Here is a 12,879-nt window from a genome sequence, read left to right on the forward strand (position 1 = left end):
GGCGCTGAGTTCGACCGGGTTCGCCGTGGCTTCCGGACGGGTGGTTTTCCCCTCGCGTACGCGTGCGCAGTTCTAGCCGTACCGGCCCAACTCGCCCGAGCCTAGGATGATTTGACACAATTTTGGAAGCTCTGTCAGCTCTGTTCCGCCGCTTCGAGGCGAACGAGCGAGAGGTGATCTCATGCGACGAACCGAGTACGGCGCGAGCCAGGCCGCCAAGCGCCTGAAGGTGCCCGCAGCCGCCTTCCGGTGGGCCCGGCACACCGGTCTCATCCCCGCCTCCGACGTGTCATCGTCCTGGTGGTCCCGGTCCGCTGTGGAGGCGCTGGACGCCGACGCCATCCGGGCCGCGATGCCCTCCCGCCGATCTCCGGCGGCGCGGCGGCCGACCGGATCGCCGACGCGCTCGGCACCCCGAACGTGATCAGCGAGAAGGCGAACGTGACGGCGTTCGTAGTGCGCCGGTTCGTCGACCGCGGCCTCCTGGTCGACCTGAGCGCGAACCCGGACGGGACACTGCACCACCCCGGCCAAGTCGCGGAGGTCTGCCAGCACGAGGGCCTGGCGGCCCTGGTCGCCGCCGACACCCCGCTCGGACCAGAGCAGGCCGCCGCCCGGCTCGGGGTGCGCCGTGCCGACTTCGACCACATGGTGCGGCTCGGCTGGGTCCGCTCCCCACAGTCGATCGAGGTCCGCTTCGGCACCGGCCGGGCCGGGGCCGTCGACGTCGTGCTGTACACCACGGCGTCCGTCGACGCGGTCATCCCCACCCACCCGGAGGTCGACTGGGAGCAGCTGCGCACGGTGGAGAAGGGCCGACGCTCTCCGCTTGCGGCGCTGCGCCCGGAACCGGCACCCGTACCGGCGTAAGCCTCCGAGTTCCGCCCGCCCGCGCCCCACGCCGTCCAGAACGGCGGCTCGGGGCGCGGGCGTTCTTCTTGCGTGCCGCTCACGCGTGCCCGGCAGCCAGCGAGCCAGGACACCGTCCGTTCGACGACCCAGCGGTGACGGCCGAGCCGTTGTGAGGCCTCGATGCCACGGCGGGCGATGCGGTGGTGAATGCCGCGTTTGCGGAGCCAGCAGCGCAGGTGGTCGTAGTCGTAGCCTTTGTCGGCGTGTAGCTTGCCAGGGGCGCCGTCGGCGAGGTCCACGCCTGGATCGGATCGGCGGGATGCCCGGCAGCGCGGCAAGGTGTTTCGCCGTGCCCGGCCTGGCACGGTCCGCTTCGACGAGCGCGCACGTGGGGGCGTACAGGTACCAGCCAGCCTGGGCGTGGGCGCGGTGATGAGGCGGGAAGCAAGAACGTTGCCCTGACCGGCCGCGGCCATCGCGGTGTTGTCCAGGACGATGTGCATGGCCTCTGCGGCTGCTGGAAACCCTCGACCCCACCCCGCGCGGACAGGCGGTCGGCCAGCTCGCCGCGGACCTCGCCCGCCGAGTGCCGACGGAGCAGCAGACGCACCTCAGCCGATGACGCTCGATGTCGGTGGCCCGCGCGCGGACGTAACGTGGAGATATGACCGGCACGCGGCCCGGCGGGCACGGCGATGACAGGCGCCTGGGAGCCGGAGGTGGCTGCGATCAAACAGCTGATCGCGGCGTACCCCGAGGAATACGCACGCCTGCTGAGCCGGGCGGAGGCCGAGCACCGGCGACGGCCTTCATGCTTCGACTGTGCCTACCTCGGTCCCGCTGACCAAGAACTCGCAGACCTTCTCGGTCACGACTCCCTGGGCCACCGGGTCCTGCACCGTCTCCAGGACTACGGGGAGATTCACAACGTGACCGCTCTGCGTACAGCCCTCGACAACGCACCGGGCCTCAGCCACCTCCGCGGCCACGGCCGCGGAGACAGCGGTCTTCACCGCATCCACACCGCCCCGCACCTCCTCGACCACACCCGGCAGCCGCCGGCCTGACCAGAGCGTCTCGGATCCTCGCGCCTGGAGTGCCCACCTCCGCGGTAGCTGCGCCCGCTGCCTTGTCAACTGCACCTCGCACGGCTCGTTGCCCCAGGTAGTTCGTCCCCAGGAGTGGTTGTGTGGGACCTTCACCGTGAGTTCATCGAGGGGCGGGCACGAGCCGCCGGCTATGTAGCCGGCGGCGTCCCGGGCCTCTGCGGCGGTGAGCAGGGGCAGACGGGGGTAGTCGCCGGACGGCGGCTCAGCAGTCTCCACACGGGCATCAAAGGGCGACCGGCGGCAGGACACGACGACCAAGCTGAGGGCAGGGTCCCGGGTCCGGCCTAGGAGGCCCGCTTCCGCGCTCGTCGCGTACCTCCGAGTCCAGCAGCGGCGCACCGCCGCGGCGGAGGTCGTCGACGTAGATGTGCTTGGTGTTGAGGCTGCCGCGGACTTCGCCCGCCCCTCCTCGTCGTCGAGGGGCGGGCGCCGCCGCTACATGGCTTGCCGTTCTTCAGCCGGGTGGAGGTCGCGCACCTTGGACGTCAGGGTGCCGTCGTGCTGCTCGTAGTGGGACAGGGCGAGGCCGAGGCCGAAGAATGTCGGGGCCCATTCGCCGACGAAGATTCCCCACCGGTCGGCGCGGTCGAGGCCGGCACCTGGTTCTGCCTTGAGTGATGCGGCCCAGGTGAAGATGGACAGGCCGATGGACAGGAAAGCTGCCGTGTAGGCGTGTTCGCTACGGAAGCCCTTCTCATGCAGCATCTGGATCATCGTGGGTCTCCCTGGTGTAAGTGGGGGGCAGGGCACTTTCACCAGGGTCACCCAGCTGGATGACACTCGCATCTGGAGCTGAGCAGGGCGCGGCCGTGCTTACGACGGTAGGAGGAAGGCTGGGCCTTGGTCGCCGGCGCGCCAAGCCCTCCCGTGGGGAGCCGGGAGGGGGCGCGGCCCCGCCGCTGTGGGGCAGGGAGGGCCAGGGGCGGTCCTTCCCCGGGGGGAGACGCGAATGCGGAGGACCACGTACCGCGCCTGCATCCGCTGCCCGGTTCTTCAGGTCGGCCTGAAGATGCTGCCCAGGCTCGCGGAGATCGAGAAGGACCTGGTCCTCCGTCGTAAACGCGCCGAGGAGGAACAGCTCGGCCAGATCGAAGGGGTCGACCTGACCCTGACCTTCGTCCGGGCCAAGCAGGCCGCGGCAACCGGCACGGTCTGCCCGATGGTGCCCATACGGTGTCGGCGTACACATGAAAATGCTCACCCGGGTACGGCGCTACATACCCATGCCACACGCTCCGGGCTGCTGCTCAGGGCGTGGGGGCGAAGCGCACTCGCACTGCGAGTACGTCACCGGACGAATCCAGATCGGCGTTCACCGGGAAGATGCCGTCGCCCCAGCTCGTCATTGCGCACAGCACTCGGGCATCACCGAGTTCCACGGATCCGGCTTAGACGTGCGAAGCACGGACCTCGCGCATGATCTGCCAGTGATGGGAGTGAGGTCGGAAGTCCACCGCCATGCGTTGTCCGGTCTCGTCCTTCCATCTCGACAAAGCACGTGCTCTGTCCATGGCCTCCGAGACGGGCAGGGCAGTCCACCCGCGAACACCGTCCTCGCCGGATTCGCCCAGTTCGGGTGCGGCAAACGTCGCGGCTGCTTCGTCTGCCGCGGCCCCCCAGAACGCCACGTCGGCCGAGCCGTCCACCCGGCATCGTGCTGCCAGGTGTTCAGGGCGTCGACATCGCCGAAAAGCACACGTGCCCAGTCCACTCCTACGTCACCCAGGTAAACCGATGACGCGACTCGGCCCTCGCGCATCCGGATCGAGATCTCGGACCAGCGAGCGCCGACACCGTCTCCGTAGTCGATCTGTGTAGCCAGCACGGGCAGGTGCTGACTTCTGGGTACGCCGCCCACGGCAACGACGGGCACCCCGAACATCGAAAAGTAGCCACCGCCCTCTTCGGCTGTCCGACGGGCCCTGTGGGCATGGGCCTCCCGACCGGCAGGGCCTCCAGTCGCGCGTCCAGGCTGGCAGATCGGCAGTGGCCATCGAAAGTCGCCTCGAATGCGGCGGCCTTCGAGGCCGGGACGTCATGGAGCATGGAGCCTGGCCGCCTATCAAAGGTCCGAACTGCTTCGGAGGCGTCCGGCCCGGTGACGACGAAGTCAATGGCACCCGTGACGTCGGCGGCCATTGCAGGGTCTTCGATACCCAAGGAGGCTGGATCAATGTCCGCCGGCGACCGGTCTCCGCTCCACAGCCCCAGGTAACCACCGTCAATGATCACTAAGGTGCCGGATGGGCAACTGATGGTCCCCAGCTCGAACATGTCTTCCATGGCGCGCGAGTCTACGGCCACGGCAAGTCGTCCGAGGGCGGATACCTAGTCGGACGGCCACTGAGGCCCTGCGTCGCACGGCAGGGGTGTGCACGGCCGACATACGGACGCGGCGATGATCACGAGGCACTGCTCTTTGCGGTGAGAGGAGCACTCTGCCCTACCGGTACACCGTCGGCGCGCGCCGTAATGCCTGCCTGACGCTGCTGACCACGCGCGGCCGCAAGAGGGGGATACGGTCGACGGCATCAGCCGGTCATTGAGCGGTGGATCACTGGTGATCGCCTCTCGTAGGGCGTGTACGACATCGGCGGGCGGCGGCCAGTCGCCGGATGCGGCCTGGAGACGGTTGGTCAGGCCGGAGGCGCGTGCGCAATGCTCGACGCCGGGCGAGATCCAGGCGCCAGGACATCGCCGCCTTCCTGCCCTGCGCCGCGGTGGTCTTCTTTCGCCAGGGCCTCCTGCCGGCGCAAGAATGACCCACCCCCCGCGCCGGCCCCGGCGCAGCGTCCCGGCGAAAGGGGGTAGCGACCCCCGGGGCCAAGAGCCGGGGACGGGCCCGGAAGGCCGGGCGGCCGTCGGCACAGCAAAGGCACGGCCACGGGAGACATCCAGGCCAAGGGGCCGCCACGAGGACGAGCGCGTACTCGATCATATGTACCGGCCCCGCACCACCGGACCCGTGCGAGCTGGAGGCGCTGGACCTCCCCGCGCAGTGTCGGCACGACTGCGTGCTGCGGTTTATCGAGGGCTACGGAAGTAGGGGATAACGTTGCCGACGATACCGACGGCGTTGCCAGCGAATTGGACCTCGGGGACGGGGATGGCATCGGCGCCGCCGCAGTGGTTGACGGGACTGTCCATGGGCAGTCCGGCGAGATTGCCGCTGGCCGTACCGGTGCCGTGGGTGGTTGCTGCGCTCGCCTGGGAGGTGCCGTGGATGGTGCACGCGGTACCGAAGGCGGGCGAGGCAATCGGCAGGATGCCGCCGGCGAAGGCGGGGGTGGCAGTGAGGCCGATGGCGAGGAGCGCGAGACAACCGGCGCTGGATGCACGATTCATGCCCTAAGTAACGCTTTTCTGCTGGCGTGGATACGGATGTCGATGCCTCCCGAACTCAACACGGACCGGGATTGCGACATATGTCCTTCATGTCACTCCATCGGCTGGTCGGGCTCCGGTGTCGCCTACCGCCCTGATGCGCGGGCAGTGGCTCAAGTACTGGACGACAGGTTCTAAGAGGCGCTGTATGCACCGACACCGCACCGCAGTCGCGGCCATGTCCGTCGTGGCCGCGTTGTCCCTGGCCTTGGGCATGGGCTCAGCCCCGTCCGCCGCCGCGCCGGGTAGCCCCGGACCGCGCCCCGCCGCAGCGTGTGGAGGCGATCGTGACGACTACGTCGGTCTGACGTTCCGGGGCTCGATCACCAGCCCTTACGGCAAGAAGCACTACGACCTCGAGGCCATGTTCTGGCACCAGCCGACGCAGCCGTACCTCGTGGATCTGAAAATGACCAGCGCGTTCGATGGGACGCTGACCACCGCCCAGAACTCGTACCGCACAAGCAACGTGCAGTGGTGGAACGTCACTTTCAGCACTCCCGAGGTCGAGAGCATCGGCAAGCACACGTTGTACCTCCGGGCCAAGTGCGACGAAGGAGGGACCAAGCCGACCGCCCTGGAGGGCTACACCGACGCAATGCTGAAAGTGAACCTCAATCGGGTGTGACCACGGTCGTGCGGTGGTCCCCGTCAGCTGTTGACGGGGACCACCCGCACGACCGTGGTCCGATGCCGCTGAACCCGCGCCCGGTCGCGCGGCGGAACTCCTCGCGGCCCGGTGGGTACCCGGGGTGCACACCGGGCCGATCCGGGCCTCCTGCGAGTCGTGGAAGGTGCACAACCTGGGTGAGGCCGCCTGAGAAGCTGTGTTTCGGAACCCTGAATCCGCAGGTCACGCTCAAGGGAACACGAACCCTACCGCCGCCCTAACCACCACTTGGGCGCTCCAGGACGGCGTGGAGCGCATCTACAGTTATGCCGGCGGTGTTCACGTTGTGTCCGTCGACCACCGACCCGGCCACGGCGCGGGAGTGGCTTACGTGGACGGCCGCCGGGGTCGAGGGCCTGTGCTTCAAACGGCTGGACGCGCCGTACACGGGCGGTGCGCAAGAACAGGTGCGGGCCACGACCGAAGCCCTCGTGGGCGCGGTCACCGGGTCCCTGGCCGCGCCGCGCACGGTGCTGCTGGGCCGCCACGACGGCGCGGGCCGGCTGCGGTACGTCGGGCGTACCACCACGCTCTCGCAGGCGGCCGGTAGGGCCTTGGCCTACCGGCTCACCCCGGCACCCGGCGGGCATCCGTGGGAGGGGTGGACGTTTGCCGCCGGGTGGGGAACCGCCCGCGCGCTCGACCTGCTCCTGGTGGTGCCGGACGTGGTGCTGGAGGTGGCCGTCGGCGTCGCGCGGGACGCGGGCGGCCGGTGGCGGCACCCGGCTCGGCCCCACCGCGTCCGCACCGACATCGACATCGGCGGCGTGCCGCCGTTCGAGGAGTGAGACCCGGCCGCCGAGGGCGGGGCCAGCGGTCACCGGGGTGGGGCCTGGGGCGTCTCCGGTGCCCCGTTTCTAAAATAGAACATGAACGAACACGAGTGCTGCCGCCGGACCGCGACCGCCTGGTGCTCCTGCCGACGTGGCTGCGCCTCACCCACTCCTTGATGTACTAGGCGGCATTCAGACCGTGGAAGGGTCACCTGCGGACCGGACAGGCCGACGCAGTGGGCACCCCGGACGCTGACCCGAGCTGATGCAGGATCTCGACAGAGAGCAGGTCCTCTTTACCTTTGAAGGCGTCTGCGATCACCGGGTCGGTGGGGAGGACCGTCTCGGCCGAGACGTTGTCCTGAACGATCCGGGCGAGATTGTCCAGGGCAACGAAGACGGGGTCGCGAGGAACCTCGGCCGTCGACAGGTCGATTAGGTGCGTGGTGACCTTCGCCGGGTTCATGCATCGCCTGATGATGATCGACGCCTGGTTCAGCTCGGAGGTCGTCCAGATCGACAGCACGACTGTATACAGGTCGTCCCATGCCTTTTCTCCGACCAGGTCCCGCCACGTGCGCATGAGCCCTTCCACACCCGAAATCTGGGCGGCAGCGGCATACGTCATGTTCGTGCGGATGCTGAGGTAGGTCTTGGCCGAGAACTCCTGGAGTGAGGCCATGTCGAAGGTTCCGCTGCTCAGGCACTCACGGGTGAATCTGAGTGCTTCGTCGAGGATCTTCCCGCAGGAGACCTCCAGTTGGTGTGGCAGGTTGGCCTTTGCGAGCTGTCGGCGTGCGGTGCTGAGCGTGGCAGCGTAACTCTGGAGCGGGCCGATCCAGCCGTCTGAACGAGACCCTGCGAAGGCGACCATCTCCAGGTCGTGGGGGTCGATGCGGCAGGCGTTGGGAATGTTGGGCACCCTGTCGCTCAGATACGCGGCAAGGATCGAGAAAATGCCCTGGGGTACGTGGCTGATCGACTTCGCCAGCTCGAACAGCTCGGGCACCGGCCTGACCGACTCCTGCGGGCTTCCACCACGGACAAGAGTAAACGTGCCGCCCCTGGCGTCATTTTGGACCACGATCACGGGACCCAGACGACGGATCATCTCGGACTTGAGTGCGGCATAACTCGCGCGCATCCCCGCGTTGACCTCTCGGATCGCGTCACGAGCCTTCACCTCAATGTCCGTCCGAGCCCGATCTTCAGCCGTGGCGGCCACGGCCGACGGGGGGACGCCGAACAGCGCTGCCGCACCGGCCACCGAAACGCCGTCGATGAATCCTCTGCGTGTGACCATTCCCGTCCTTTCATCCTGCGCGCAGAAGAAGTGCGCGGCGGGCGCAGATCACTTCGCGCGGCTTCGGCTGCCACCGGCCAGCTTCGCAGCAAGACCACCTGTGAGCGGCACGCCGCGCGCCGGGGTGCGGACAATTGTTTGTGGATGCTGCTATTCCTCGCCCACATGATCCAGCAGGGCAGCCGCGTACTGCCTGGCACTGCACCTGCGTGGTCAGCGCCGTCAGCGAAGCCCGGGCACACGAAGAAAGCCACGGCCTTGGGCGCGCTTGCCCGCGTAGGTCGGCCCAGACGATAGTGAACTCCGGCCGGTCACAAGGGGCCGCGCAGGCAGCCCCTACGACATGACGTCAGGTGAGCAAGATGTCACTCAATCGGCTGGTTGGCTATGGGGTGTTCTCTATCGAGTAGATGCACGGGCAGAAGCCTGTGAGAAGCCGTGCACCTTCGAGGAGGCTCTGTATGTACCGATACCGCACTGCGGTCGTTGCTGCGTCCGCCCTGACCGCGCTGTCGCTTGCCCTGGGCGCGAGTGCCACCACGTCCGTCGCCGCTCCGGGCGATCCCGGACCCAGCCGTGCTGCGACATGTGGAGGTGATCGTGACGACTACGTCGGCCTGACCTTCCGCGGCTCGATCACCAACCCGCGCACCAACAGGAAGCTCTACGACCTCGAGGCCACGTTCTGGCACCAGCCGACGCAGCCGTACCTCGTGGACCTGAAGATGACCAACGCGTTCCACGGGACGCTCACCACCGCCCAGAACTCCTACAGCACCAGCAACGTACAGTGGTGGAACGTTACCTTCCGCACTCCCGATCGCACCGGCCCGCACGGCGAGAGCTACCGGCCGTACACGGTGCACCTCAAGGCCGCGTGCGACGACGGGGGAACCAAGCCGACCAGCCTGGAGGGTCGCACGGGTGGAGGGGCGAGGGTGCAGCTCACCCGGGTGTGACCACGGCGTAACCGTGGCACCCGTCAGCCTCGTCAGACCACCGCCAGGTGGGCGCTGCCACACGTGTGTCGCTGATTCGTCTCATGCCCAGCATGACGTGCCGCAGCTGCGGCGGGTTTCTGCGGCCGGCACGCGTTCCGCCTTCCGGCTCTGTGAAGCTACCCGGCAGCGGGGTCACCAAGCCGGTCTGGCTGTGGTGGTGGATACCGGCGCCACCGAAGCGGACGTCAACCGCCGCTGGCAGTCGTTCCTGCGTCGCGGCGATGGGCAGGATGCCGCCGGCTGACGCGGGCTGGGCGCCGAACCGGTCAGGTGCGGCGCTGCACCTGGACCGACCTGCGTCGACCACCACGACCCCGGTCGACCATCTGGAGGCCGACCTGCGGGTGCGCGTGCGTCCCGCCGCACTGCCGGAACGGATCTGGATCGTCGGGGTCGGCACCCCAGTGCGCATCCCGTTCGCCAACCACCTCCGTAACGTCGTCACCCAAGCACACCGGATCACCGGCCCGCTCCTGTAGCCACCCGCCTGACACGCCCACCACGCCGGCACACGCGCGGCGCCGAAGGGGAGGCACCGCCCTGTCATGGGCCGGTGGCCCCAGCGCCGAGGACTGCCTCGCCGGGGCCGTCGCCTCAGCCGAGTGCGTCCCGCGCCCGTGATGGCCGTCGCGGGCCCGACGAGTCGTCCGGTGTGGTGTAGGAGTTCAACGTGCGCACGTACCACCGGTGCCCTGCTCCGAGGAGGGACGGGCGGATCGCGTGAACGCGACCATCCCTGCCATGGTCTGGCCGAGCGGCGGACCGCACCAGGGAAAGGACGCGCGGAGGGGCGCGGTGCGCGAGTCGAGGCCGCGCAGTGCCTGGGATGCCATAGCCGCAGGAAGGAAGGCGAGGTGGGGGGCGGGGACCGCGACACCGGCCGCCTCGTCGAGACGCGTGGGGGTGGTGCGAAAGCCCAGGCGCTCGAAGTGGCCGAGTCGCGGGCTGTCCACCCAGGCCAGTACTCCTGCCACGTCCAGCTCGGCCACGGCCCTGAACGCGTGCCATTCCAGCAGTGAGGTGAGGCCGTGTCCCTGCATGTCCTCGCGGGTGGCGCCACGCCCTCCCACGATGGCCGGGAAGAAGGCCATCCGGTGTGGCATATCGCATGCGAGCACGGTTCCAGCGCGGCCGGCGTCGCCCGCGCACGCCCAGCGGCTGGTGGCCAGGAGGCCCTCCGGCCCCCACACGCCCAGGACCGCACACTGCTCGTCGCTCTCGCCCCACTCCAGGCGCTGCCCGTCGATGACCTCGAAACGGTGGTTGCGTGCGTAGGCCTCCCGGCGCAGCGCAGAGACCGCCTCGGCATCGGCAGCCGACGCCAGACGCACACACCGTTCCTGCACCATCGGGCCTCCGTTCGCCACAGGTGACCCAGCCAGGCTCACACGCACCCGTCGGGGACGCACCTCGGCTCGAGCGCGTCTTCGTCACTCGACCGATCGTTATGCCTCGTTACGCTGGGTGGGCGGCGGGCGCACGGGCAGTGGACCTTCACCGCTGTACAGCTACAGGAGACGTCGCATGCGCAAGTACCGCACCGCAGTCTCGGTCGGGTCCGTCGTGGCCGGACTTTCCCCGGCGCTTGGCACGGTTTCCGCCCCGGCCGCCGCCGCGCACCGCTCCGAGGCCACTGCCGCCGCCACCTGCGGAGGTGCCCAGGACGACTACGTCGGCCTGACCTTCCGCGGGAGGATCTCCCAAGGCGGCAGGAAGCACCAGGATCTCGAAGCCATGTTCTGGCACCGGCCGACGCAGCCCTACCTCGTGGATGTGAAGATGGCCAGCGCGTTCAGCGGGGTCACGTCGGCAGCCCAGAACTCCTACCGCACGTCCAACGTCCAGTGGTGGAACGTCGCGTTCCGGAGCCCCGAGCACATCATCAACGGCCACGCGATCCCGGCGTACCGGCTCTTCCTCAAGGCCCGATGCGCCGAAGGAGGAACGCAGCCGACCCAGTTGGAGGGCTCCACCGACACGAACCAGCAGGTGAGCCTCACCCGGGTGTGACCACGACCCGTGGCTGTGGTCCTCGTCGGGTGTGCCAACGAGGACCACACCCGTGCCGGGGGCAGGACCCGCGGCGGCGCCAGGCTTCAGGACCTGACGTGGATCTTGAAGACGACCCGTGCGTCCCCTTAGGCAGCGGCCTCGGCACACCCCAGGCGACAAGATCACGCCTCCAGCGGGCGGGCGGCTTCCATCTCAGGACACGGCGCCAGCACCGCGGCGGCGCGGAAATCGACGATTCGGCGGTTTTCTCGGCTCCGCGTCGGGTGGCGGGCCCAGCTGAAGCGAGACCGTCGGATCGGCCCTACATGCATCGGGTGGGTGGCGTCGGGCCCCTTGAGTGCTTGCCACGAGGCCGAAGCCCTTCGAATCCATGGCCTCGAACCACATCCGGGTGGATGGTGACCACCTGAGCCTGCATACCAACCCCCCACTCACAGGCGTTCAGCGGCGACTACACGTGAATGTGCCAACAGAATCGCCATCAGACCTTCCGATCTAAAGCAAAAAGGCAAGGTAGCCTACGGAAGCACGGCTGTGACTTAGTCGACACCATGGAATCAAAAAAAACTTTACAGATCGGGTGGTGCTCGTCACACGGCACGTGCACGATAGGTGCGCGCCCAAAAAAGGCCCCCAGCCGGCTACTTGGCAGTGAGCGGCTGGAGGCCTCAAGGCGCTGTGCCCTTCAGGAGTAACTGAGAGAGGAACAGTCCTTTGACACGCCAGCGTAAGACAGCATCACCCCAGCCCGACACCTTCAAGCGGGAGTTGATCTCGCTGATTCTGGTGATCGCAGCCCTGTCGCTCGGGGCAACGCTTGTGATCACCAAAGCCGCGACCACCACGGAGGCATCTGGGTTCATCATCACCATCTTGGCTGCGATCGGTTGGGGCGCTCGCCGCGGGAGGTGAGTAGGCCCTAGCCGTCCCAGATGCTCGTACGCGCCGCCGCCGAGGTGCGTACGAGCGTCTTCTGGTTGTCCGCGACGTCCTGCACAGCGGACTTCAATGGTGCAGTTGACACACCAGCCTCTCGCCGAAGGCATGTAGCGCCGACCGAGTCCCTTGATCACCAGGCCTCCACCCCGGCACTTCGGTCCAGGAGGTCAGCCACTCCTGAGCGACAGCCGGGTCGGTAGTCATCGGGCACAGCCTCCATGGCGCTGTCAGGCCCTGGTCGGCGAACAGAGCTTCCAGGATGGCGCGGCGGTGTTCGTACGGCTCGGTCAAGAGTTCCTCGCCGCCCGCCTGGAGGATGTCGAAGGCGATGTAGTGCGCGGGGCAGGTGGCAGCGAGCTATTCGACAGTGCGACCGCCCGAGACCGCGCGGCGCTGCAGCGCCTCAAAGCTGAACCGCCCCTCGTGCCACACGACGAGCTCACCGTCGAGGACCAGGCCGGGCGGCAGGTGCGCTGCCGCGCTTACCAGGTCGGGGAAGTGCCGCTGGATGAGTGAGCCGCGCCGCGACTGCAACAACGTCGGCCCACCCTGCCGGATCGGGGTGAACAGCAAGCACCGGTAACCGTCGAACTTGCCTCGAACGCGAGCCCACCGGGTAGGACGCCGGGGCCGGGCACGGTCTCCCGGGCCTGGGCGAGCATCGGCTCCACCGGCGGACGCAGCACCACCAAGTCTACTTCCTTCTATGCACGCCTGGGAAACGACGGAGCCGAGGCAACTCACCGTAAGTGAGTGCTTGAGATCCCGTCTCGCCGTTGGTAGAGGAGCGCGTTTGGGCATGCTGCTGAGCGGTGGAGCCGCCGGAGGCGGCTCC

Annotated in this window: 13 protein-coding genes and 2 pseudogenes; 8 read left to right on the forward strand and 7 right to left on the reverse strand. The window is 68.2% G+C overall.

Translation table 11 applies throughout. From position 1 onward, the window contains the following. Nucleotides 1-181 precede the first annotated feature (181 nt). Both ACWDX6_RS28685 and ACWDX6_RS28690 read left to right on the forward strand, forming a co-directional pair. Entirely contained in the window at nt 182-424 is a 243-nt protein-coding gene (locus ACWDX6_RS28685; protein ID WP_451487785.1) for a hypothetical protein, read from the forward strand. 17 nt (nt 425-441) lie between these two features. After that, a complete protein-coding gene (locus ACWDX6_RS28690) occupies nt 442-870 on the forward strand; it encodes a hypothetical protein (RefSeq protein WP_451487786.1) in 429 nt (142 codons plus the stop codon). Between the two features lie 89 nt (nt 871-959). On the opposite strand, the pseudogene ACWDX6_RS28695 reads toward ACWDX6_RS28690, so the two are convergent. The 4 genes and pseudogenes from ACWDX6_RS28695 to ACWDX6_RS28710 form a co-directional block, all read right to left on the reverse strand. Then, nucleotides 960-1,221: pseudogene (locus tag ACWDX6_RS28695) on the reverse strand (IS5/IS1182 family transposase); the annotation flags it as partial. 440 nt (nt 1,222-1,661) lie between these two features. Then, nucleotides 1,662-2,177 carry a hypothetical protein gene (locus ACWDX6_RS28700; protein ID WP_451487787.1) on the reverse strand — a complete coding sequence of 172 codons (516 nt, stop codon included), beginning with the start codon at nt 2,175-2,177 and terminating at the stop codon, nt 1,662-1,664. Nucleotides 2,178-2,396: 219 nt separating this feature from the next. Continuing rightward, nucleotides 2,397-2,675, reverse strand: a complete 279-nt coding sequence (locus tag ACWDX6_RS28705; protein WP_451487788.1) for a hypothetical protein — start codon at nt 2,673-2,675, stop codon at nt 2,397-2,399. A gap of 2,310 nt (nt 2,676-4,985) precedes the next feature. Then, on the reverse strand, nt 4,986-5,306 hold the full coding sequence (locus ACWDX6_RS28710; protein WP_451487789.1) for a chaplin family protein: 321 nt from the start codon (nt 5,304-5,306) through the stop codon (nt 4,986-4,988). Between the two features lie 217 nt (nt 5,307-5,523). On the opposite strand from ACWDX6_RS28710, the gene ACWDX6_RS28715 reads away from it, so the two are divergent. Further along, complete coding sequence (locus tag ACWDX6_RS28715) at nt 5,524-5,973, forward strand: hypothetical protein (RefSeq protein WP_451487790.1); 450 nt, start codon at nt 5,524-5,526, stop codon at nt 5,971-5,973. 317 nt (nt 5,974-6,290) lie between these two features. Further along, the gene (locus tag ACWDX6_RS28720; protein WP_451487791.1) at nt 6,291-6,803 is read left to right on the forward strand and encodes a hypothetical protein; all 513 of its coding nucleotides are present in this window, start codon (nt 6,291-6,293) and stop codon (nt 6,801-6,803) included. 193 nt (nt 6,804-6,996) lie between these two features. Here ACWDX6_RS28720 and ACWDX6_RS28725 read toward each other — a convergent pair whose 3' ends face one another. Next, a complete protein-coding gene (locus ACWDX6_RS28725) occupies nt 6,997-8,091 on the reverse strand; it encodes a twin-arginine translocation signal domain-containing protein (protein WP_451487792.1) in 1,095 nt (364 codons plus the stop codon). Between the two features lie 461 nt (nt 8,092-8,552). Here ACWDX6_RS28725 and ACWDX6_RS28730 point away from each other — a divergent pair, with 461 nt between their 5' ends. Together ACWDX6_RS28730 and ACWDX6_RS28735 are read left to right on the forward strand one after the other, a co-directional pair. Then, nucleotides 8,553-9,050 carry a hypothetical protein gene (locus tag ACWDX6_RS28730; RefSeq protein ID WP_451487793.1) on the forward strand — a complete coding sequence of 166 codons (498 nt, stop codon included), beginning with the start codon at nt 8,553-8,555 and terminating at the stop codon, nt 9,048-9,050. A gap of 272 nt (nt 9,051-9,322) precedes the next feature. Further along, entirely contained in the window at nt 9,323-9,571 is a 249-nt protein-coding gene (locus ACWDX6_RS28735; RefSeq protein ID WP_451487794.1) for a hypothetical protein, read from the forward strand. A 186-nt stretch (nt 9,572-9,757) separates the two neighbouring features. On the opposite strand, the gene ACWDX6_RS28740 is transcribed toward ACWDX6_RS28735, so the two are convergent. Further along, a complete protein-coding gene (locus tag ACWDX6_RS28740; protein ID WP_451487795.1) occupies nt 9,758-10,441 on the reverse strand; it encodes a hypothetical protein in 684 nt (227 codons plus the stop codon). Between the two features lie 175 nt (nt 10,442-10,616). On the opposite strand from ACWDX6_RS28740, the gene ACWDX6_RS28745 reads away from it, so the two are divergent. Then, on the forward strand, nt 10,617-11,102 hold the full coding sequence (locus ACWDX6_RS28745) for a hypothetical protein (RefSeq protein WP_451487796.1): 486 nt from the start codon (nt 10,617-10,619) through the stop codon (nt 11,100-11,102). 717 nt (nt 11,103-11,819) lie between these two features. Further along, nucleotides 11,820-12,017, forward strand: a complete 198-nt coding sequence (locus ACWDX6_RS28750) for a hypothetical protein (RefSeq protein WP_451487797.1) — start codon at nt 11,820-11,822, stop codon at nt 12,015-12,017. A gap of 93 nt (nt 12,018-12,110) precedes the next feature. Here ACWDX6_RS28750 and ACWDX6_RS28755 read toward each other — a convergent pair. Next, nucleotides 12,111-12,845 (reverse strand): annotated as a pseudogene (locus ACWDX6_RS28755) (ATP-dependent DNA ligase). Nucleotides 12,846-12,879 lie beyond the last annotated feature (34 nt).

The organism is Streptomyces sp. NPDC003027, assembly GCF_053591435.1.